Below are 21,734 nucleotides of genomic sequence, written 5' to 3' on the forward strand. Positions count from 1 at the left end.
CACCGCTGCAAAAACGATGGGTTTGTTTTTATCTGCCGACACGAGCGAGACGCGAGCAGAGGGATAATTGTAAATATAAAAATTATTCTTTTGCATTTAGCAAGGAAGGTACTTTTATAAGAAACCAGACTCTCTTGCAAAAGAAAGCCTGGTTATTTTTTTAATGGCTACATACACGAAAAACTTGGAAGGATCTTATTATAACGAATACCCCATTTCTTTTCACTATAAGCATTTCCTACAACGATATATTCATAATTTTCAATAATAGGAATAACTGTATTCTTTCTTCCATCAACAGATAATTTTATTTTTTTCACAGATTTTGGAACTTTTCTCATAATTACTCCATAGCACTCGGGTGATTCAGGTTTTAGATCAAAGTGTATTGAATCTTTATTATTAATAATTATTGTTTTCCCTTTAAAAGCAGCACCGCTAAATATGATTAAAATATCTTTATCTGTTTTTTGATATTCTTTAGGAACCTCTTCAAAATACATCTTTTCTGCATCCTTTTCATAATTTGTTTTTTCGATTCTGTCATTATAATAAAATTCTGCCGTAACACTTTTACAGTTATAAGCAGAGAATACTACAATATTTAAAAATATTATTATGAGTAATTTATTTAGTAGTTTCATCTTTATTAGTTTTGGTTAGTTCATCTTTATTAATTCTGGCTTGTGATGCTTCTATAACCTTCTTCATCTTCTCTACCTGCTGTGGTAAAATATCTGTTCCTGAATTTTCTTGCATGTCAGATATTATATTGCCATCTGAATTTTGTAAATTTTTAATATTTTCAGGAGTATTGGATACATTAGGATCTTCCCATATATGTTCAAGACCTAATGTATGCGCGATTTCATGTGCTGTAACTTTTGGACTTCCATTAGAAGTAATTGTTTGATTTATCGGGTTTCCGACTCTCGCTTCACCAAGAATCATTTCTATTTTGACTTTACCATCCTTATAAAATGTTGTTTTTTTTGACTGATATGGCTTTGTCATGTCAAGGCCAAAAGTAGCTTTAGGGTTATTAATCATATTGATTTGTAGACCAGAGTTTTGGGATAATATTGTAGATACATAACTTAGATGATCATTAATATTTTGTGTTGTCATATCACTTTTAGGTGTAACTTTCACATGAAAATCGACAATCATTTTACCTTCGATATTCGTCAATACTACAGGTTCTAATCCTTCCAGCTCCCTTGCATCAATAACTCTGTTACCACTGAAAACATAAGGTCCCCAAGTTGGGTATTTTTCTGCCAAAGGATCAATATTGAAAAATCTTGCAACATCCGGCATATAATTTCTCCACTTAAAACTGTAAAAACCAGTCTCCTGTAACTCTTGTCCTTGGTACTTGTACTGATAAGCATTCTGCGTAGTAACCGTATAATTATGTAGCAATCCAAACGGGTAATAATCATTCATTTCTACAATCTCTCCAGGTCTCCAGTCCATATAACAAACATTTCCGGCCGGAGATTCTGTACATTTCATAGCCTGGTATTTTCTGGGCTGAATGATTCCGTCTTTGTTGGCATCCGTATAACTTAGTCTTACATTGCCCAGATGATCTGTGTAGTGATAGACATATCTGCCGCTAAGCGCATCGTAATATCCTTCTGAAGTGGGTATAATTCTCAGTTTCATCTCAGCCACTTCATTCGGATCAACAATTACCCATCCATCACCCGCTTCCGATGGCTTCGTACTTTTATACTGGAACCCATCCAGGTAATCGGTTTCTATGTCTCCAAAGAGCTTCTTTACTTTTACTCCGTCTGCCCTGTAAGTATAGTTGGTTACTTTGGCATTCTGGGTAATCTGTTTAGGTAAATTTAGATAATTATACTGAATTGAAGAAATCCCTTTATCCGGATGACTGGTCATATTACCGTTTCCGTTACCATTATCATTGTCATAACCGATGGTACCGGGATTCGCCAGGTATGGATATCCTGAAGGGTTCTGCTGCAGATCAGTAACCTTTGTCAGCTTATTGCCTGTATAATCATACTTCAGGTTATCGATCACAATAGCTGCTGTATTTCCCATCTGGAGCGCCGCTGATCTTTTCAGCCTGGTAATGTTCCCGTTCAGGTCATATTCCGGAATTTCAAAATATTCTTTGGCTGTTTCAGAACCCTGTTTCTGATAAAAACCTGCGGAAAGACGGTTTAATCCATCATAAGCATAGCCATATCTTTTCAATGGTTCATTTTCTTCTGTCAGCGTTTTCCAGGCTATTTCCGCTATATTTCCGTTGAATCTGGGTTTTACTTTTAAGCTGCTGTAATCATTGTTCGGAGTTTCCTGTCCTTCTCTCAGATTATAATTGATCTTATAGCCAAACAGATCATTGCCTAAGTTGGAGGGATCGTTAATCTGAGTCATCCATCCCCTGATATTATACTGATAATTCACCGTCTGTAAAGGTGATCCTATATTCTTCCCTCCTACTTTTTTGGTTTCCAGCTGGGAAATTTCATTGTAGCTGTTCCGGGCCAGGATCTCTTCAGGATTGCTGTCCACCTTGTGTTTATGCACCAAAAGCCTGTTCTGGTGGTCATAAGTAAAACGCTCTTCTATGGCTACTTCGGGAGAAGCAGTGGTTCTTTTATGGGAAATATAGCTTTCCTGCGGCAGTCCGGCAAAATCCAGCCTGGTCTGTGTGTTGGTATATCCTCCCAGATGATTGGTGGTATAAGTGGCGATGGCCCTGGCTTTTGTATCGTAGAAATAATAGGTCTTTGTCCAGTTATCGTCTTCAATATTTTTCGGATAAGAAGCAGTAAGTAAACCTTTGGTTGAGGCATCATTAAAACGGTCCAGCTCCTGTGCCATCGCCGGTTGATCCAATATCAGCTGGGGAATGGCGGTCAGTTCTGGCGGATAGGTATCGTAATAATTAACGGTCAGCAGCTTAAAATTGGTAGTCGGGTATGCAGTGCTGTTGGTATAAAACACATTCATTCCGCTGTTGTTCCAGCCTGAGCTGCTTCTGGTTTCAATATTTAGAGCCATACCTTCTACTACATTTACCTGGGCTTGTCTGCTTGCCGGGCTGTACAGAATTCCGGTGTAAACAGGTCTCGAAAATTCATCATATTTGGTAAAAATCCATTCTCCGCTTTTCCTCAGATTCGCGTCCTGGGTCAAAACAAGCCTGTCTGCTTTATCATACACCATATACTCCCATCCTTTACCCGGAAGCTTTTTTTCAACCACGCGTTTTCTGCCGTCATAACTGTACCGGTAACACAGGTCATCCAGTATATTCTGGGAAATACTGTTGCTATTCTGCCCAATCTGCTGTACAGCTTTTGGGGGAATTACAAATACATTCTGGCTGTATTCATTGTATACATAATAGGTATCTGCGTTGTTTGTTCCATCTGTCCTGCGGATCAGCACCACCTGACCCCGCCCGTTCAGAAACTGGGTAACAGGATTTCCGTCTTCATCGGTCACTGTATTTTTATACAGCACTCCCGCAGGATAGCTTCCTGAATCATCCGGAGATACCGATAACGAAGAAACCGTATTGGAGACCCCATTTACAGTGTTAATTGTGGTAACAGTAATAAATTTTAAAACCTCTTTATCCGCATTTGTTTCATACCGGTATTTTTTTGTGTGACCTGATGAAAGTTTCCACGAATCGCCGGGTTTTGCCTCCTGTAACAACCTGTCTAAAGGGGAATTTTCTATCTGCTTTTCGGAAAAAGCATTCGTGGAACCATAATAGGTGTTAGCCGCATTTTCATTGGTGATCCCGGAATGATAGCCTGAACCCATTGAAGGAGCCGGCACAGGAAGAATATCTTTCAGCTGCCTTCCGTAATGATCATAAGTAACCGGAACCACAAGGTCCTGACCCTGCGGGGTTGCCCTTACACTGATAACCTGCTTGGGCCTGCCTAAGCCATCGAAGTAAGTAATGGTTTCTGTTTTCTTAACACAGTCTTCGCTAAGGCAGGTCTTTGACTGTACATAATTTTCTGAAGTAGTCTGCGCTTTCTGTAATGTAAAAAATGCCAAAAGAAGTACAGACATTATTTTTAAGATGAATTGTTTTTTCATGATCTGAATCTTTAAGGTCTGTAATTGTAGTTGAATTCACTGACTGTTTTGGAAACATAGCTTCCGCTGCCTGTCTTCTCTCTGATCTTTATTTCTTTCAGCCTGTTGGCAGCATCATAAATATAGGTTTCCCTGATACCATTGGGCTGGGTAATAGTCGTTACGCCAATAAGCGGATCGTGGGTGTAAGCAGTAACCATCTTATTTTTCAGTACGGCTTCCCTGCGGAACGTCTCATAAGCACTGATCAGTCCCTGTTCATAAGCAGGATCTGTGACGTCGATATCAGAACCTGTGACGTAAGGCAAAATCAGATTTTCGATCTGACTGTATGTAACTCCTTCCACTTTAAATATGGGAAGGGTTTTGTTATATCCCCAAACAATACTTACCGGAATACCGTCTTTAGTCGTATACTGAATGAGATTTCCTTTGCTGTCATACCTGTCATAGGTTACTTCTGTATTCACCTTTGAAAGGTTAAGTATATCATAAGACCTTACCGACAGTGGCTGCACAAAATTTCCGGTTACCGGATGCGGCAGGACCGAAGGATAGAGCGTTTCCGTTCTGGACAGTGTTTTCGTTGCATTTCCCGCAGTCTGGATAGCAACCGTTTCCATCGGAATACCCACCATGTTCTTATCTATCATCAGCTGATTGCCTTTTTCATGGGCATACTGATAAGAGGTTTCATCAACCGAAAGGTCAGGATGGGTTGTTTTCTGCCTGTTGAGCTGGCTATGCTTCGGATTATTGTAGAAATATTCCGTTTCGGTCTTTAGTGCCTGCCCATCAAGATAGTCTGTTGTTTTTTGTGTTTTCAGGTATTCGAAATAAGAAATGTTCTTATACTGCATGATATCAAGATTGTCCAGATAATCATCAAAAGCAACCACTTCCCCAATCGCTTTTCCATAGCAGAGATCTTTATACTGCTGGGTTACATTATGCGCTCCGGGGGCATAACAGTTTTTATACCAGTCCGACACACGGTAATGATGGCTATGATTAGCGGTACAATAGGTAAAATCGATCGTTCTTGTAACGTCTTCCGCAGTGCAGGTTCTGGTTACGTTCTGTATAACAGGGTTATCATAATTTTTACGGATGCTAAAACCATCCACCTGATATCTTCTGTTCGGGTCTTCTGCATAGCTTATTTCAACCGTTCTTACCAGATTATTACTGCCATCCAGATATTTTGTAGAGATTTCCCGGCCGTTGTTCCATCCAGCATTGGTCCACTGGGAATTCCGTATATTATTTCCGTACAGTACATTTCCAAATACATCGGTATCCGTTGAATATTTATGGACGATATTGGATTTTCCTTCCACAATTTCCTGTACCGTTTTATAGAAAATATTCGGATGGGTGGCATAAAGCTGATTGATATTTGAAGAGGTAACAACATAATAAGGAAAACGTTCAACTCCTATCGGGACGCCACTTCCCGGATTACCTGGATTGGGATTGCTATTGCAGGTTCTGGTAAAGTTAAGCAGCTCTTCAAATTCAGGCTTTCTTATTACTTCCGCTTCACTTTTCTGCTCGTTCAGGTCCCTGTAAACAAATTGTCTGGTGGTGGCCACTCCATTTTCCGTACTGTCTGTAATTTTACTTATCCGCAAACCTCCGATAGGTACTTCCCTGTCCCCCCTTATCTCCAGTTTTTCGGTATAGCCGGCAGCTACCTGAGCCTGAACACATTTAAAAGTAGTCCGCAGTGATAAAGTAAGCACCTCGTTTTTTTGAATCATTGCGTAAAAGGCATCTACCAGCGGAAAAGTAACGGAAACCCCAACATTATATACCATCCCGGCGGGTGTTTTCTGATAAAGATTTACGACTTGGCCATTGGGACGATGAAGACTGGCATTTGCCCTGTGTTTACCTGGAATTTCCGACTCAGGCCGACAGGCATCAATATTAAATTCTGCTCCTCCTCCCAACATAATTTCCTCATCCTTTACAGACATGAATGTAGTGGAATTGGTAGCCTGTCCGCTGTAAGCGCTTTCTGCACCTATCTGAACCCCGTTCTTCTGCTCAGGGCTCAGCACTACGTTTCTATCTACTTTCGTATGGTTTTCATAAAAAAATTCCGATGATCCTTTGGTGGGATAGATAATTTTTTTCAGCATCCCGATCTGGGTCTTTTCCGGCATCACAGCTGTGATGGCCCCCTCATAATTGGCCCAGCTTGTCAACTTGTTTATTTTCGGAACCAGATTGGTATTGTAGGGGATTCCGTTATAATATCCCCAGCCATCCCTGCTGAACGAAAGCCTTACAGGGAATTCCTGCGGATTGATATATTCAAGCTGGTGAAGCGCATTTGAAATATTATCTTTCACAGAAGTTAGAAACAATCTTTTGTTCGCAGTAAACTGGTAGGTGATATCAACGTTGTTAATGATGGAATTACTCAGTTTTTTCACTACACGTGTTAAACTTTTGTAATCCGTATTCTCAGGATACTGGGTATAATCAAACAGGATTTCGCCATAAGCAGGATTGCTGCTGTATATTCTTTTGATCTGTTTTCCGTTTACCGTCTGGTTATGACTGATGAGCTCACTTACCTGCGGATAACGTATAAATGCAGGATTTCCACAACCGGAAAACATCGGTCCTCCTGTTGGGGAAGTATAGGATAATGTCTGGGACCGGCTGATGGTAGCTGAATAACCTCCGTCTGTATTTTCAATAAACACGGTTTCTCCAGTTGCTGTATCTTCAATCTTCGTCAGGTACCAGGCAGTAGTCTTTATAGAAATAAGAGAATGTCCGTCTCCCGCAGTACGGTTGGAAGTTTTTTCCCTGTCAGTAAAATAATATTTGGTACCGTTGTCTGTGGTTATGGTGAAAGCATCACCGCCACTTCTTCCTTCAATGATCACATCTTTTTGAGAATAGATTACAGGAACACCTCTTTTATCAAAAATAAATTTGATCTGTATCCCGTTAAAACTTGCCATATAGAAATCCTGCTCCGTATCTGCATCAGGACTGGAGGCATCCTGGAAAAACTGCATTACAGCCGGATTTCTTACCGCTCCCAGGCTGTCAATATTGGTAGGAAATGCAATATTAAGCTGATGATCTTCATCAGGAAGATCCCTTATAATCCTCGTGATGACACCACCGGCATTAAGTGTCCAGCCTAATCCGGTGGCACCGTTCATATCATCTACTTTTATTCCATTGGAAGAATAGCTGAGTGAGACGGGAAGTTTAATATTCTTTGTTTCATAGGAGGTCAGTGGAATGTTTACATTGGCATTGCCCATAAACAGGCTTACCGGAATATTCCCGAAGGTTCCCAGTTTATAAGATTCCGCAGAAGGAGGTATAATATTGGGAAGGGTTGACTGCCCGTTTGTTGAAGTTTGTGCCAATGCTGTACCTATTGACAGGCAGAAGAACAAAGCTGTTATATTTTGTTTCATTGTGTTATTATTTTTAATCATTGTAGTACTTACTGTTTATATCTGCTGACAGGTTTAGACAGCTCTGATATCCTGCTTCCTGATAAGGTTACCCGGCCGGCATTCCTTCAATTTCACGATCTTTTTTTCTCTTTCCCTAATTATACCGAACCAATTAACAATATTCTGATAATCTGTTTTTAAGAGATTTCTTCAAACACCATTTAATGTTTACATCACAGAAAATTCCGTGTAAGTGAATGACTGCTGATCTAAACAATATCTTTTAACCAATTTTCTATAAGCTACAATTCGGCTGATCAGTACCTAATGGGAAAATCAATAGTACGAAGCATATGCGACAAAAAGCGTCGTATTAAATTCTTTTATAAAAAAAATTAAAAATGGAATGCAGATTTATTTCCTGTCCCGGAAACGACGTTGTACAAAAGAATTGCCGGCTATTATATTCCCTCATAAACACTTGAATTTCTGAAGTTAATATAAAAATTAGTTGCCATATGTACAATAAAAAAATCCATGTTTTATATTCATTATTTATAAAATTTACCTAAAAACAGGTTTTTAATTTTCTCATTTTTTACATTTACTTTTGGTTATAAATAATTTATTAATTTCCAGTTACATCAACAATCAGTGATATAATTTAAACCGATGAAAATATTCCCTAAAAATGTTTTTTTCAAATATTGATCGGATTTATTGTAGTATTCCGAACGATCCCATGATACATTCAGCCTGACAGGCCCGAATTTCCGGCTGAAATTCAGCAGTAAACAAAAAATGTAAAAAACGCTGTCTGAATAATAATTACTGCATTTCACCATCTATCCGGATATTTTGGTGCCCATCACTACTACCCTATCTGCGGATTTTATATTTTTACATTTTGAGAGAAAATGAAAACAGAATCAGAAAATGCTGTTAAAAAGAACCTGTATTTCCAGTTGTTCTTCTGGACCGCCTTATTTTTATTCGGAACAGCCAGAAGTTACAGTGAATATGACGGAGGACCATTCACCACCCTGGTAATTTATAATTTCTGTCACTGGATTTTTCAGATTGCAGGAGCCAATTTTATTTATTATATCCTGATCCGCAGATTTTTTGATACGAAAAAATACCTTCAGTTTTCTCTGTATTTTCTCCTCAGTATTTACCTGATTTCCGCAGCGAACAGAATTTTCATCATTTATGCAGCGGAACCTTTTTTCATGAACGTTCCGCAAGACAGCCTGATCAGTATTTTTACGGACATCGGTTATCTTTTGCCGCATTACAGTTTTCCGGTGATCAGCGGGGCATTTATATGGACTGCCGTGATGTTTTTTATCCGGTATAAAGATGAAAAGGAAAATACCCTGACATTGCAGAAAGAAAAAGCAGAACTGGAACTGAAATCCCTTAAATCCCAGCTGAATCCGCATTTTCTGTTCAATACCCTGAATAATATATACTCCCTTTCTTTAAACGGATCGGAGAAAACCCCGGAATCCATCAGCCGTCTCTCTCATATTCTTGATTATATCCTTTACAGGGCACCTGAAAATAAAATTCTCATTTCCGAAGAGCTTGCGGTTATTAATGATTATATTGCCCTCGAAAGTCTCCGTTATCATGAGGGGAAGCTGAAGATTACCCGGACCATACAGCCTGGCTGTACAGGGTCAGTCCCACCGCTGATTTATCTTACCCTGGTTGAAAATGCCTTTAAACACGGTACAGCCGCAGCTTCCGGGCAGACAGAAATCAGAATAGGCCTATACCACGGTAATGGTTATATCACATTCAGCATAGAAAATACCTGTGAGGATAACGGTACAGCAGCCAAAACTCATGGAATCGGGCTGGAGAATATTGAACGGCAGCTCCGGCATCATTATCAGAGTCACTTTGTTTTTAATGTTTCAAAAGAAAACAATATTTTTAAGGCCGAAATAAAAACCCCTGCAGCAGATGATTAACTGTATCATTGTAGATGATGAACCTTTAGCTACGGCTTTGCTGGAAAAACATATTTCCATGATCAGCAGTCTGCAGCTGGCCGGAAAAGCGGCCAATGCGATGGAAGCCTATCAGCTTCTGCAGACCCAACCGGTGGATCTGATGTTCCTGGACATCGAGATGCCTCATTTAAACGGAATTGATTTTTTAAAATCGCTTTCCCATCGTCCCAAAACAATATTCACCACAGCTTACCGCGAATTTGCGCTGGAAGGTTTTGAGCTTGAAGCCGTGGATTATCTTCTGAAGCCTGTTACTTTTGAGCGCTTTTTCAGATCTGTGGAACGCATTTTAAGGGATAAAAAAAATTCTGAAGAAGATTTTATCATTCTTAAAACAGAAGGGATGAACAGGAAAATTTCAACCGGAGAAATCATCTGTTTTGAAAGCCAGGGCAACGATGTGAAAACGCTTCTGGCCAATCATGAAGTTTTTATTTCCAAAAACAGAATGGCAGATCTGGAAGCAGCCCTCTCCGCTAAAGGTTTTATAAGGATTCACAGATCGTTTATGATCAATTCACAATATATAACGGCTTTCAGCAATCATGAGGTCATACTTGGCACATATACGGTGCCTGTGGGAAGAAGTTACAAAAATGAGTTTGATACTTTTATTGCACAGCTTTCTGAGAAACGCTTACTCTGAAAAATTACTTCCGTATTTTAAAAGGATCCCAATATATCCGAAATACAGATATTCAAAAAACAATTAACCATTTCAAAATAACATTCCAAAAACAATATGGAACACAAAATAATACTGCCGCTCTTCACCGATGAAAAATTTGCAGGAAATCCATTGACTCTTATCAATTGTATTGCCTTTTTAGCCCGCAGAAACAACAGCCATCTGCTGCTTATATCCAATTTTACCGAATTATATCTGTTCAAATATTCAGAAGATTTCGTCTTTGAAAAGGAAATTCCGGTAACGGAAGTTTTAAATGGATTCAGACAGTTCAGCGAATCCAGGGAGTTTGCGTTGAGTGAAAGCACTTCGGGACAGATCATTATTTCCGGTCCCGCCAACCGGTGCTTCATCATTGATGAAGACGGGAACATCGATCCGGCTTCCTACACGACAACAGTTATCGATGTGCCGGGAGATGCGCATGCACTTTTCCCGCAAAAACAGGAAGCTGCCACAAATAACCTGTATTACAGCGCAACTGTTTTGCCGCAGACTGACCGGCTGATTGCTTTGATAGATGGCGAAATGGGCCGGGGAACCGTCATGGACAAAAAAAGAGGTGATTTTATTGTGATTTCCGACTCCCCTTTTAAAGATGCTGCACAACGCCCTCGTTTTAGACTGCTGGCCGCCTTAAATGCTACTCCGGACACTATGTATAAGTCTGATTTTCCAGGAATTGTACTTAAAAACGGAAAAACCATTCGCCGTGATGAACGGATGGAAGAAAATCTTACGGACGGCATCAGAGAAAAAAACGGGATAACACTTTTCAGACCCTGGATCAGCAGTATTTATCCGCTTACTTCATCGCTTATTCTCGTTCCTGTTTTCGATCAATACAGGAATCTGAGTGCCAAAGCCTGCTTTCTTCTGGTGAACACAGACGGAACTGTTGCAGGACAGCTCCGGGACATTCAGCCGGATAAAATCAAATTGAAAGCCCTGGAAGAATTTAATTTCGCAGTGAATGATACCGAACAGTTCATTTATTTCAAAGGACAGAATATCCTGTATATCTTTGGGTTTGACGGTACGTGCTTAGACAAAATTATACTGGAGGGTGCTGCGAAACCACTTGCGGCATTTCAGCTGATTGGGCAAACCGTTCATGGAAATCTGTTATTTTTCGACAGAAAGAATTTCCATTTCCTTCAATTCCCCTGTTTAAAACCCCGGGATGAAAATAACCTGGCAGTGATTGAAAACGCTCTGACCGTTTATAAAAAACATAAACCGGCAAAACCTAAAACGTCCGCAAAAAAGACAAAGGACGACAGCCATATTGCCTTACATAAAGTTGATCATCCGGAGATTATTAAAGAAAACTTCGAATGGCAGAGCGCTCGTTTTGACGCATCGGCAGAAAAAGCAAAACACACATTCCGGTTCTTATTCTATCTGTTCCGTAATTCATGCGAATTGCTGCAAATGTCGGTATTAACAGAAACGGAGTTGGCGTTACAAAAAAAATGGTTTCACTACGGCCTGAACAGTATCAGTGAGTTTTGTCGCCTGGCTCACTTTGAAGACGAAGTAAAAGAAGCCGTGATAGATGAAAGCGGAACTTTTGAGATCAAAGTGGAGCCAACAAATGAACGTATTAATCTTTTTACGGCATTATGCCTGGCTACTATTGCCCGTGATGAGGAAAAACAAAAAATCATTGCCGGCAGCCCGATCCGTTTCTGGGGAATCAATGAAAAGGATTGGGATATTAAAAGTTTCGGAATTGGCTTTTTAAAGCTGATAAAAGAATACTATCTCACCCAACAGTTTAATCTTTCTCTTTTTGAAGAAATGCAGGCAGATCTGGAAAAAAATAAATCTTCAATCGGGCCGGGTGTCAGGCAGAAATTCGGATACTATCTGAGAAGCCGCTATCTGAATGCCCTGAAAAGTCTCGCAGAAAACAATGAATCCGAATTCCGGACCCATTTTGCACTTGCCGTTCAGGCCTGTAAAGAAGTCTGGGGTCAGAAAAAAGCACTGAACAGAGGTGGTACGCCTTTATGCCGTGATCACGAAGGTTTTCTGTCATGGAGCTGTACCGCTCTGGCATCTATGGCATTTGACAAAGGCTGGAGCCCGGGAATTACCTCTGATTACACCCCACAATATATGATAGACGGAAGGATTAATCTGAAATAAAACGGATATTCGATCCGTTAGATAAAGCCTGGCATCCTGAGTGATAAAGCAAATAAAAAAATAATATATTCCTGATCATACATTAAGAATATATTATTTTTTATAGATTTTATTCTAAATTGCCACATACGCATTACCTGCTGTATATGAACAACTTACACGATACAAACCTTATTATACGGCTAAACTGAGCAGATAAGAAAATTACGTTTTACAATCATAAAAATATGATTTCCAACGAAGTACCCATATAAAGACATGCATAGCATCTATACGCAGGCTCCTATGGATATTAAAAAAAAGTATTATTTTTGCCTTAAGGAATAAAGTTGCTTATCAGCATTTTTATTAGTAATTTTAGTACACCAATCTATAAAACATTAAAATTCATCCACATGAGAAAAATATTTCTACTCATTACATGTATGTTCGGCATTTCAGTTTTCTCACAGATCAAAGTGCTGAAAAATGAGAGCTTGGTGGAAATTGGCAAAGATAATTCCGTAGGTTTATATAAAAAAGAAGATAAATTCACCATCAACTATCAGGATCTGAATACCAGTAACCTGAACACCATCAGATCTTTTTCTTTTCAGAATCTGAACGGCGATGTTTCCGGTCTTTATACCCTTATTATGGAGGGCTTCACAACAGTTCCGGAAGAAAATGTGGTTTTGGAGCTTCCTAATGATATCATTGAACTTCACTATGAGAAAAACTACGGCCAGCCTACCATGCAGTTTATCCAGTACATCAACAAAAACCGTAAGTATGTCGGAAAATCACAGTTTTTAACTAAAAAACAGATGGAAAAGGTTTTCGGAAGAACAAACGGAAAATATACGATGTATGACAAACCCGCAGCTCCGGCCCATCAGGTAAATACCACAAAGCCTGCCGCTAATCAGGCTTCTACTGCTTCACCGGCCTCCAACAGCAGCAGTAAAAACAAGAAATCAAAAAAATAAACGTATTTTTTCAATATTACTGAACTCATTCATCCGAATGAGTTTTTTTATTTTTATTTTTGCAGAAAGACAATACCTATTATGCCGCTTCAGATAATCAATTTAACCAAAAAATTTGGTGAACAGACCGCACTTGACCAGATCAACATTTCTATTGATAAAAATGAAATCATCGGACTTCTCGGCCCCAATGGCGCAGGAAAATCCACCCTGATGAAATCTATCGTAGGTGCTCTGAAAATTGATCAGGGCGAAATTATCTTTAACGGGATGAATATTACGGAAAATGAAATTGCCTGTAAAAGAAAAATAGGATTTCTTCCCGAAAACAATCCGCTATACCTGGAGATGTACATTAAAGAATATCTTCAGTTTGTTGCCAATATTCATAAAATCCCTGCTTCCAGGGTAGATGAAGTCATCGAACTGGTAGGCATTACCCCGGAAAAATCGAAAAAGATAGGACAGCTTTCCAAAGGATATAAACAGAGGGTGGGACTGGCTCAGGCTATCATTCACCAGCCGGATCTGCTGATCCTGGATGAACCGACCAACGGTCTTGATCCCAACCAGATTATTGAGATCCGGAATGTTGTAAAGGAAATCGGACAGCAGAAAACCGTTCTTCTGTCTACCCACATCATGCAGGAAGTGGAAGCGCTGTGCTCACGGGTTATCCTGATTCATAAAGGTAACATTCTCCAGGACTGCCCTATTGATGAATTCAAAGGCAGATTCAACAGCCTGGAAGAAGCTTTTGCCAGCTATACTGCCGTTTCATAATTATCATGGAATTTTCTGTGACCAACGGACAGGGGATTATCAGGCTTATATCTGATGGGTTTGCAAGCTGCCTGAGTATACAGCGTCCTGTTGCCATCAACTGGCCGGACTGCAGAGGCAGCATAGGTGAATATTATGCCGTATCTGAACTTTCAAAAGAAGAACAGATCCACATGGCCGGTCAGCTTAACCGGGCTCTCATTGACGGTACAGAAGAAGAAATCATGACCGGCATTCAGGACTTTCTTCAGCTTTTTGAAAATGGAACTTATCAGGTATATCCTGAAAATATGCCATTTGACAATACGGATTTTCATACTTACAGGGATTTACCTGCTGATGAGTTTCCTTCTGATACTGATTTTTTTTCAGGCTGGTTCTATCCTTTTAAGGATTTCGGCCATATTCTTACCCTTACAGACAGTAGTATTGATGAAACAAGAGTAAAGTATTATATGGACCTTATCCGGGAAGGTGCGCGTCCCAAAGCAGTGGCATTCTGTAAACTTTATCATGCAGATCCCGGAATGAGTTCTTCGTTTATTCTGGACGGTCATCATAAAATAAAAGCCTACCTCCGCCTGAAAATGGATGTTCCTGCCATCGTTATTTATAAACAAAACAGCGGATGTGAAACTGCCCGGGAGGTATTGCACGCCGCACGTCCCCTGCTTAACGATGAAGAATTTGAACATCTGTTTCAGAATGACGATGAGAATATTATTGAAATTAAACTGACAGATGATGAAATGCTGACTGCCGAATTAGACAGGATTCTGAGATCATCCGGAAGAATCGATCCGGGAATTATCAGTGTTCTGATCAGACATCACCAGTCCGGAGTTCAGGAAGATAAAGCATGGCTGAATAAGCGTCTTGAAGCACTCAGAACCAATATCCATATAAGTTTTTTCAATAACACCAAAAACCTTCTGACTTTTTCCCGGCAGTATGTGGAAAGATACAGAAGCTATGTATGGTTCTCCAAAACTATTAAACATTATCACGAACTGGAAAGCTGGATCACAGAAACAATTTTAATATAAAATGGCTTTATTTTTGATGGGCAATTAACCTCAACAATAACCAATACAAAATGACCAGAAAAATTGTACTAGGAATCTTCTGCGTTGCTCAGTTTTCCTTTATGAACGCTAAAAATCTTACGGACGGAGCATCAGCGCTCAACCATACAGCTTCTAACAGCTTTTTCCAGCAGGTTCCCAAAACCGTAATCATCAAAACCAAAAAGTTTAAGATCAGAATTGATAAACAGCCCAATGGCAAATACCTGTATCAGTCCTGGGGAGCGAATTCCAGCATTACCACCAAACCGCATATGATCATCAGTGATGGTGAACTGGTTCCTGACGGCAGCGGAGGTAATTATTCCATCGTTTTCAACAACAACGGCTATACGTATCAGGTCTGGAGAAATTACCTTACGGATTCTGCAAAAAAACCACCCTATACCTTAACGGTTACTGATAATAATGACCAGGAGATCGTTAATGAATATGGAACCGTAGTAAAAAAATAAAAAAAGGAATCCCGTTGTTATGCGGGATTTTTTTATATCTGTAATGAATAAATCACTGATATTTCCGTCTCTCACCGTATTACTGCAGCTCATAAGTACGGGGCATCTTTACTATACCTATCAGAATGGAAGCAGCCAGATCCCGGCTGCATTTATTGAACTCATTATTCTTGGGGCTGCCAATACAGTCGTCCTGATCATATTTTATTCCCGGTTTTATGAAAAACTCTTCCCCGCGGAACTTTTGGCATATTCCAGCCTTTATTGCCTGGATCACCATTATTTTTACATTGATCTGTATTCTCCTGATGTGGGGGAATATCGTGTAAAAAGGATGCAGCTGCGTTAGAATTATATCAGGTTCCGGATTTTCTGAGTTCCGTATGAAAACGGCTGGTTTCAAAGCTTTCTTCGGCTGCTCTGTACCCGATGTTGAAGATCTGGTCCAGGCGGTCTTTTTTCCGCTCAAAAGTTCCGTAGGTAGACAGTTCCTGCGAGGAAATGAACCAGTCGCAGTAATCGAATTTTATTCTCTCTATCCTGTAGGAAAGAAGGTCATAGGAGCGGGAAACAATCGCTTTGATGGATTTCAGATCCTTGATGTCAATATCGTTGGGGGGAGACACAAAAACACCAATCAGTCTGTCGCATTCGTCACGGATAATATCGGCAGGGAAATTATTGAGCACTCCACCGTCACAGTACATTTCGTCATTAATAATATAAGGGGTGGTAATTCCCGGGATGGAACAGGATGCAATAATAGCGTCTACCACTTCAAAGTCCTCATCAAAAATCTTCTGGGTTCCGGAAACCAGCTCCGTAGCTACAATTTTGACCCTGATATCCAGATCTCCCAGTTTCATATCATGAAAAATGGGTTTAAGATAATTTCTGAAAATAACGGAGGAAACCAGTCCCGGCTGATTGAAGGCAAAATGTTTCCAGTTGAAAAAGTATACGGAATTAAAGAATTCCAGAATTTCTTCCGGAGTTTTTCCCACCGCATGAAGGCACCCCACAATAGAACCTGCACTGCAGCAAGACAAAACGTCTATACCGATGTTTTTTTCATGCAGAAATTTCAATACTCCGGCATGGGCAATTCCTTTGGTACCGCCTCCCGATAAAACCAGTCCTACTCTCTCAGAATTCATAGAATAAATTTAAGAAAACACGGTGATAAAATGGGATTAATTTTTCTAAATATGCCGATTTTATTATTATTTTAACAGAGCATGATGCAGAATCGCTTATTCCGGATTGCAGGATTTGGCAAAACGTAAGAAATTAGGTTTTCAATAAGCCATTAAAATCTTACATAATGATACTGAATCATTCCGATATTCCGGACCAAACGTTAAGAAGTCTTATCAGGAAAGGAGAAATCCGCTTTGGAGGTAATAAGAAACTGAAAATTTACGGGCTCCTGAGCTGTCGTTCGGGCAAACGGATGAACAAAGAGAACAGAATCTTTTTGGGCTCAGAACAGGAAGCGTTACAGCACGGATTCCGGCCATGCGGACACTGTATGAGGAAGGCTTATATGCAATGGAAATTCCGGAATGTACCGGAATAAGATATACAAGTTGTTAGATTTGGCTAAAGCCATATTGAATGTTTTTTTTGTTTAGATGGACTAAATTTCACCTTTATTGAATAATGAAATTAAGATTTTAAGGGTTAAAGGGCTTCTCACAGATTCCACAGATGCCTGGGATATTTTTCTTGTGCCGATTTTGCAGATAACACTGATTTTTTGTTTCTAAACCTAACGGGTTTTTGAAACCCGTTACATTTTCTCTACCACTCCAGGTAAAAATCGTAGATTTTTAAGAACTTTAGCGGACTTCTGTGCCTCGTGCATTCAACTTAAGGTTACTTTAGTGTTCAAATTTTTTCGTGGCAGTTGTGGTTAAAAAGTTCACCACAGATCCTCCGGATCTCACGGATGTTTATGAATATTTTCCCAAAGAAAACTTATCAACGGGAATACAAAAAAAGCCCGGAAATTTCCGGGCTTTTATATATCTGTAAGGTTCTTTTCAGATTAGATGTGGATCACTTCACCATAAGCTGCTGCTGCTGCTTCCATGATCGCTTCAGATACGGTTGGGTGCGGGTGGATCGATTTGATGATCTCATGACCTGTCGTTTCAAGTTTTCTTGCGACTACCGCTTCAGCTACCATATCGGTTACGCCTTCACCAATCATGTGGCATCCCAGCCACTCACCATATTTAGCATCGAAGATTACTTTGATAAATCCGTCCGTATTTCCGTTCGCAGTAGCTTTACCACTGGCAGAAAGAGGGAATTTACCTACTTTTATCTCGTATCCTTTTTCTTTAGCCTGTTTTTCTGTAAGACCCACGGATGCTACTTCAGGGTGGCAGTACGTACATCCCGGAATATTTCCGTAGTCGATTTTCTCAACGTGCATTCCCTTGATTTTCTCAACACAGGTAATTCCCTCAGCGGAAGCAACGTGAGCTAAAGCCTGGGTAGGAATAATATCTCCGATTGCGTAGTAACCCGGTACTGAAGTTTCATACCATTCGTTTACCAGCACTCTTCCTTTGTCTGTCTGGATTCCTACTTCCTCCAAACCGATATTTTCGATGTTGGCAGCAATACCTACGGCAGATAACAAAATATCAGCTTCAAGGGTAATGTTCCCGTTAGCGGTTTTCACATTGGCTTTTACGCCTTCCCCGCTTGTATCAACGCTTTCCACAGAAGCATTGGTCATGATTTCGATTCCTGATTTTTTCAGAGATTTCTCCAGATGCTTGGAAACCTCTTCATCCTCCACAGGAACGATATTCGGCATGAATTCTACGATGGTTACTTTCGTTCCCATTGTGTTATAGAAATCGGCAAATTCTACCCCGATAGCTCCGGAACCTACAACGATCATAGATTTCGGCTGCTCCGGAAGAGATAATGCCTGTCTGTATCCGATTACTTTTTTACCATCCTGAGGCAGGTTAGGCAATTCTCTTGAACGCGCTCCTGTTGCAATGATGATATGGCTGGCCGAATATTCAGTTACTTTACCGTCTTTATCTGTAACAGAAACTTTTTTACCTTTCTGAACTTTAGCAGTTCCAAGAATTACATCGATCTTATTCTTTTTCATTAAGAATTCAATCCCTTTGCTCATTTTGCTGGCTACACCACGGCTTCTCTGGATCACATTAGGAAACTCAAAGCTGGCTTCCACTTTGTTCAGTCCGTAATCTTCAGCATGGTTGATATAATGAAAAACCTGAGCAGATTTCAATAAGGCTTTCGTTGGAATACAGCCCCAGTTAAGACAGATTCCCCCTAAGTTTTCTTTTTCGATAATTGCGGTTTTGAAACCCAACTGTGCTGCTCTGATTGCAGTAACATATCCACCAGGACCACTTCCAATGACAATAATATCGTAATTCATTACTTTAAAAATTTTTATGCGAATTTAAGGAAAAAATTTTGATGTTTCATGGTCTGCCCTTCCATATTTCACTGAACACCACTCCTGATTTGGCGACCGGGGCAATAGAAAAATCAGACTTCTGTTTTAAACCGATAAATTAAAATGGTTTATTTTTCATTTTTTAAAATATCACAAAACAGAGATAAATGTTAAAAAATGAATTTTATTAATCAATAAACAAATATTGTAGTAAAATTTTTATATTTTAGTTTAAAAAGATTAATAAAAAGCAAAAGTACGCAAAGCGATTAAAACCGCTACTATACAATGCTTTATAAATGTGTAGTCTTAGTTTGGAACTCGGTGTCTGATAGGTTTTGGGCTTAAATTGACAAGGTTAGGTTACTAATTCGTTACCGATTGATAAAGGCAACTATATAGCTTAACTGATTATATTTCAGTCTTTTGCACCCTTTTTTATATTCCCTTGTAACTCAATGTAATTTAATTTTAAACGTTAAACATTTGAGTTATGGAGCAGACAAAAAAATCGACGTTCAAACTGCTTTTCTATTTGAAAAAGAACGAACTGAAAAAGAACGGTAATGCCCCGGTTATGGCACGTATTACCATTGATGGAACACCGAAAACTTTCGGGACAAAGTTAGAAATTAACCCTAATAGTTGGGATTTAAAACACGGACGGGTTCAGGGCAAAAGTGCCACAGCTTTGAGCATCAACCAAAAGCTGGACAATATACGGGGACGTATCGACAAGATTTATGAAGATATGCTGAAGCACGAGGGCTTTGCAACTGCCCAAAAAGTAAAGCTCTCTTTTCTCGGTGTTGGTGTAATGGATGATGCCATATTGAAAGTTTTTAACGACCAGAATGTTGAATTTAAAAGATTGGTTGATAAAGAGGAGCGTTCACAAGGAACTTACAACAAATACATCACTGTTTACAATCATCTTACGGAATTTATAAAAGAGCGTTATCACAGGGAAGATATGGCATTTCGGGAACTGACGGCAGATTTTATCCGTGAGTTTGACTTTTACCTCCGCTACGATAAGCAATGCGCCCATAACACGGTTTGGATTTACACAATGCCTGTTATTGCTTTGGCTGAACTGGCTATCAAAAAAGGGCTGATACGTGATAATCCTTTTGAGGATTACGAAATAAGTATGGAAGAAACCGACAGAGGGTACATACTGAAAGAAGACGTTGAAAAGCTGATGATGTGTCAGGTTCCGCATAAAAGATATGAACTTGTAAAAGATATTTTTATTTTCAGTTGCTTTACAGGATTGGCTTACGCTGATATTAAGAAATTGACAAGAAGCAATATTCAATCATTCTTTGACGGTCATCAATGGATTATCAGCCGGAGAAAGAAATCTGATGTTGCTTCCAATGTTCGGTTAATGGAAATCCCTAAACGTATCATTGAGAAATATCAGGGTACAACAAGGAATGAATTTATCTTTCCGGTTCCTACCAATGCAACCTGCAATACGCACATAGGTAAATTGGTTGAAAAGGCAGAGATTATCACGGAGCAAAAAGTAACCTTTCACACCGCAAGACATACTTTTGGAACAATGTTTCTGACCGAGGGCGTACCGCTTGAAAGCCTTAGCAAAATGATGGGGCATAAAAACATTTCCACCACACAAATTTATGCTAAAATCACAAGCCAAAAAATCAGCAAGGATATGGATTTGGTTACACCGAAATTCAAAGCAATGGAAGAGGCATTTATGATGGCAATCTAATCCGCTTTTATCTAACCACAAGAAGCAGAACTTAACGGTTCTGCTTTTTTTATGCCCATACTTTTTTATTACTCCTCCTTTGTTTCAGACTATTGAAGCCTGTTCATAATTGACATAAAAATTAGGAATAGAAAATTTCCACAATCAACCGGTAAAAAGGCAGCTAAGTTATAGCGGGCAGCCATCGCACACACCCACCAATAAAAAAAACGAATGAACGGTTTCCCCCTAAAGGAACCCCCATTAAATCATTTTTTTTCTTGGTCATCGCTGTTGCCCGCTTGGATTATCTGCTTTCTTTTTTCCGGTTTTTCTTTTGGAAAATATTATGCGAAGCGGAGCAGACCACAACAGGAAGCAGGAAGCGAGAAAAGCGAACGTAACAAAATGTCAAACTTTTAAAACAGAACGATTATGAACATCATCGGACGACTAACAAGGGATGCGGAAGTAAGAACCCTTAACAACGACAAGCAAGTAGTAAACTTTTCGGTAGCGAGCAACGAAAGCTACAAGAACAAACAAGGCGAGCGTGTAGAGCAAACGACCTACTTCGATTGTGCCTACTGGCTATCTGCAAACGTGGCAAGACTGCTGACAAAAGGCACATTGGTAGAACTCACAGGGCGAGTGAATACACGAGCGTGGATAGGCAAAGACGGCGAAGCACATTCGGGGCTGAACTTTCATACCTCACAAATCAAACTGCACGGAGGTAGCAGGAGAGCCGAAACCATACAAGCTACTGCACAAGCCGAGAACAACAAGGTTACAGCACAGGGAGCAGATGACGACCTCCCATTCTAACAACGAGTATTCAATCATTTTTTAA

Annotated in this window: 16 protein-coding genes; 11 read left to right on the plus strand and 5 right to left on the minus strand. The window is 39.8% G+C overall.

Going from position 1 to position 21,734, the window contains the following annotated elements; genetic code table 11:
* Window positions 1-167 precede the first annotated feature (167 nt).
* The 3 genes from AC106S_RS04675 to AC106S_RS04685 are packed head-to-tail and all read right to left on the minus strand — an operon-like array spanning window position 168 to window position 7,559.
* The gene (locus AC106S_RS04675) at window positions 168-644 is read right to left on the minus strand and encodes a hypothetical protein (RefSeq protein ID WP_482437974.1); all 477 of its coding nucleotides are present in this window, start codon (window positions 642-644) and stop codon (window positions 168-170) included.
* Window positions 628-4,104 carry a DUF6443 domain-containing protein gene (locus tag AC106S_RS04680; RefSeq protein WP_482437975.1) on the minus strand — a complete coding sequence of 1,159 codons (3,477 nt, stop codon included), beginning with the start codon at window positions 4,102-4,104 and terminating at the stop codon, window positions 628-630. The genes AC106S_RS04675 and AC106S_RS04680 overlap by 17 nt, the downstream gene beginning before the upstream one ends.
* A gap of 11 nt (window positions 4,105-4,115) precedes the next feature.
* Window positions 4,116-7,559, minus strand: coding sequence for a hypothetical protein (locus tag AC106S_RS04685; protein WP_482437976.1), 3,444 nt, complete (start codon window positions 7,557-7,559; stop codon window positions 4,116-4,118).
* 899 nt (window positions 7,560-8,458) lie between these two features.
* Between AC106S_RS04685 and AC106S_RS04690 the strand changes: the two genes are divergently transcribed.
* From AC106S_RS04690 to AC106S_RS04725, 8 genes are all read left to right on the plus strand, one after another.
* Window positions 8,459-9,523 (plus strand): sensor histidine kinase, encoded by a 1,065-nt coding sequence (locus AC106S_RS04690; RefSeq protein WP_482437977.1) that lies wholly within the window; start codon window positions 8,459-8,461, stop codon window positions 9,521-9,523.
* Window positions 9,516-10,211, plus strand: a complete 696-nt coding sequence (locus AC106S_RS04695; protein ID WP_482437978.1) for a LytR/AlgR family response regulator transcription factor — start codon at window positions 9,516-9,518, stop codon at window positions 10,209-10,211. Before AC106S_RS04690 ends, AC106S_RS04695 begins: the two co-directional genes overlap by 8 nt.
* A gap of 96 nt (window positions 10,212-10,307) precedes the next feature.
* Window positions 10,308-12,407, plus strand: coding sequence for an Imm49 family immunity protein (locus AC106S_RS04700; RefSeq protein WP_482437979.1), 2,100 nt, complete (start codon window positions 10,308-10,310; stop codon window positions 12,405-12,407).
* Between the two features lie 395 nt (window positions 12,408-12,802).
* Window positions 12,803-13,375 carry a hypothetical protein gene (locus AC106S_RS04705; RefSeq protein ID WP_482437980.1) on the plus strand — a complete coding sequence of 191 codons (573 nt, stop codon included), beginning with the start codon at window positions 12,803-12,805 and terminating at the stop codon, window positions 13,373-13,375.
* 81 nt (window positions 13,376-13,456) lie between these two features.
* Entirely contained in the window at window positions 13,457-14,158 is a 702-nt protein-coding gene (locus AC106S_RS04710) for an ABC transporter ATP-binding protein (RefSeq protein WP_482437981.1), read from the plus strand.
* A 5-nt stretch (window positions 14,159-14,163) separates the two neighbouring features.
* Window positions 14,164-15,204 (plus strand): hypothetical protein, encoded by a 1,041-nt coding sequence (locus AC106S_RS04715; RefSeq protein WP_482437982.1) that lies wholly within the window; start codon window positions 14,164-14,166, stop codon window positions 15,202-15,204.
* A gap of 50 nt (window positions 15,205-15,254) precedes the next feature.
* Window positions 15,255-15,698 carry a hypothetical protein gene (locus AC106S_RS04720; RefSeq protein ID WP_482437983.1) on the plus strand — a complete coding sequence of 148 codons (444 nt, stop codon included), beginning with the start codon at window positions 15,255-15,257 and terminating at the stop codon, window positions 15,696-15,698.
* Window positions 15,699-15,741: 43 nt separating this feature from the next.
* Window positions 15,742-16,047 (plus strand): hypothetical protein, encoded by a 306-nt coding sequence (locus tag AC106S_RS04725; protein WP_482437984.1) that lies wholly within the window; start codon window positions 15,742-15,744, stop codon window positions 16,045-16,047.
* Between the two features lie 7 nt (window positions 16,048-16,054).
* On the opposite strand, the gene AC106S_RS04730 is transcribed toward AC106S_RS04725, so the two are convergent.
* Window positions 16,055-16,855 (minus strand): patatin-like phospholipase family protein, encoded by an 801-nt coding sequence (locus AC106S_RS04730; RefSeq protein WP_482437985.1) that lies wholly within the window; start codon window positions 16,853-16,855, stop codon window positions 16,055-16,057.
* Window positions 16,856-17,025: 170 nt separating this feature from the next.
* Here AC106S_RS04730 and AC106S_RS04735 point away from each other — a divergent pair, with 170 nt between their 5' ends.
* Window positions 17,026-17,277, plus strand: coding sequence for an Ada metal-binding domain-containing protein (locus AC106S_RS04735; protein ID WP_482438417.1), 252 nt, complete (start codon window positions 17,026-17,028; stop codon window positions 17,275-17,277).
* 471 nt (window positions 17,278-17,748) lie between these two features.
* Here AC106S_RS04735 and lpdA read toward each other — a convergent pair whose 3' ends face one another.
* Window positions 17,749-19,137, minus strand: coding sequence for a dihydrolipoyl dehydrogenase (lpdA, locus tag AC106S_RS04740; RefSeq protein WP_482437986.1), 1,389 nt, complete (start codon window positions 19,135-19,137; stop codon window positions 17,749-17,751).
* 514 nt (window positions 19,138-19,651) lie between these two features.
* Here lpdA and AC106S_RS04745 point away from each other — a divergent pair.
* Both AC106S_RS04745 and AC106S_RS04750 read left to right on the plus strand, forming a co-directional pair.
* The gene (locus AC106S_RS04745; RefSeq protein WP_002995959.1) at window positions 19,652-20,902 is read left to right on the plus strand and encodes a site-specific integrase; all 1,251 of its coding nucleotides are present in this window, start codon (window positions 19,652-19,654) and stop codon (window positions 20,900-20,902) included.
* Window positions 20,903-21,316: 414 nt separating this feature from the next.
* Window positions 21,317-21,709, plus strand: coding sequence for a single-stranded DNA-binding protein (locus AC106S_RS04750; RefSeq protein WP_002995963.1), 393 nt, complete (start codon window positions 21,317-21,319; stop codon window positions 21,707-21,709).
* Window positions 21,710-21,734: the final 25 nt, after the last annotated feature.

This window comes from Chryseobacterium sp. FR054 (genome assembly GCF_056844565.1).

Bases quoted from the DNA above. Each gene is read 5' to 3' on its own strand.
- AC106S_RS04675 (WP_482437974.1), bottom strand. From the start codon at position 644: ATGAAACTACTAAATAAATTACTCATAATAATATTTTTAAATATTGTA.
- AC106S_RS04680 (WP_482437975.1), bottom strand. From the start codon at position 4,104: ATGAAAAAACAATTCATCTTAAAAATAATGTCTGTACTTCTTTTGGCA.
- AC106S_RS04685 (WP_482437976.1), bottom strand. From the start codon at position 7,559: ATGAAACAAAATATAACAGCTTTGTTCTTCTGCCTGTCAATAGGTACA.
- AC106S_RS04690 (WP_482437977.1), top strand. From the start codon at position 8,459: ATGAAAACAGAATCAGAAAATGCTGTTAAAAAGAACCTGTATTTCCAG.
- AC106S_RS04695 (WP_482437978.1), top strand. From the start codon at position 9,516: ATGATTAACTGTATCATTGTAGATGATGAACCTTTAGCTACGGCTTTG.
- AC106S_RS04700 (WP_482437979.1), top strand. From the start codon at position 10,308: ATGGAACACAAAATAATACTGCCGCTCTTCACCGATGAAAAATTTGCA.
- AC106S_RS04705 (WP_482437980.1), top strand. From the start codon at position 12,803: ATGAGAAAAATATTTCTACTCATTACATGTATGTTCGGCATTTCAGTT.
- AC106S_RS04710 (WP_482437981.1), top strand. From the start codon at position 13,457: ATGCCGCTTCAGATAATCAATTTAACCAAAAAATTTGGTGAACAGACC.
- AC106S_RS04715 (WP_482437982.1), top strand. From the start codon at position 14,164: ATGGAATTTTCTGTGACCAACGGACAGGGGATTATCAGGCTTATATCT.
- AC106S_RS04720 (WP_482437983.1), top strand. From the start codon at position 15,255: ATGACCAGAAAAATTGTACTAGGAATCTTCTGCGTTGCTCAGTTTTCC.
- AC106S_RS04725 (WP_482437984.1), top strand. From the start codon at position 15,742: ATGAATAAATCACTGATATTTCCGTCTCTCACCGTATTACTGCAGCTC.
- AC106S_RS04730 (WP_482437985.1), bottom strand. From the start codon at position 16,855: ATGAATTCTGAGAGAGTAGGACTGGTTTTATCGGGAGGCGGTACCAAA.
- lpdA (WP_482437986.1), bottom strand. From the start codon at position 19,137: ATGAATTACGATATTATTGTCATTGGAAGTGGTCCTGGTGGATATGTT.
- AC106S_RS04745 (WP_002995959.1), top strand. From the start codon at position 19,652: ATGGAGCAGACAAAAAAATCGACGTTCAAACTGCTTTTCTATTTGAAA.
- AC106S_RS04750 (WP_002995963.1), top strand. From the start codon at position 21,317: ATGAACATCATCGGACGACTAACAAGGGATGCGGAAGTAAGAACCCTT.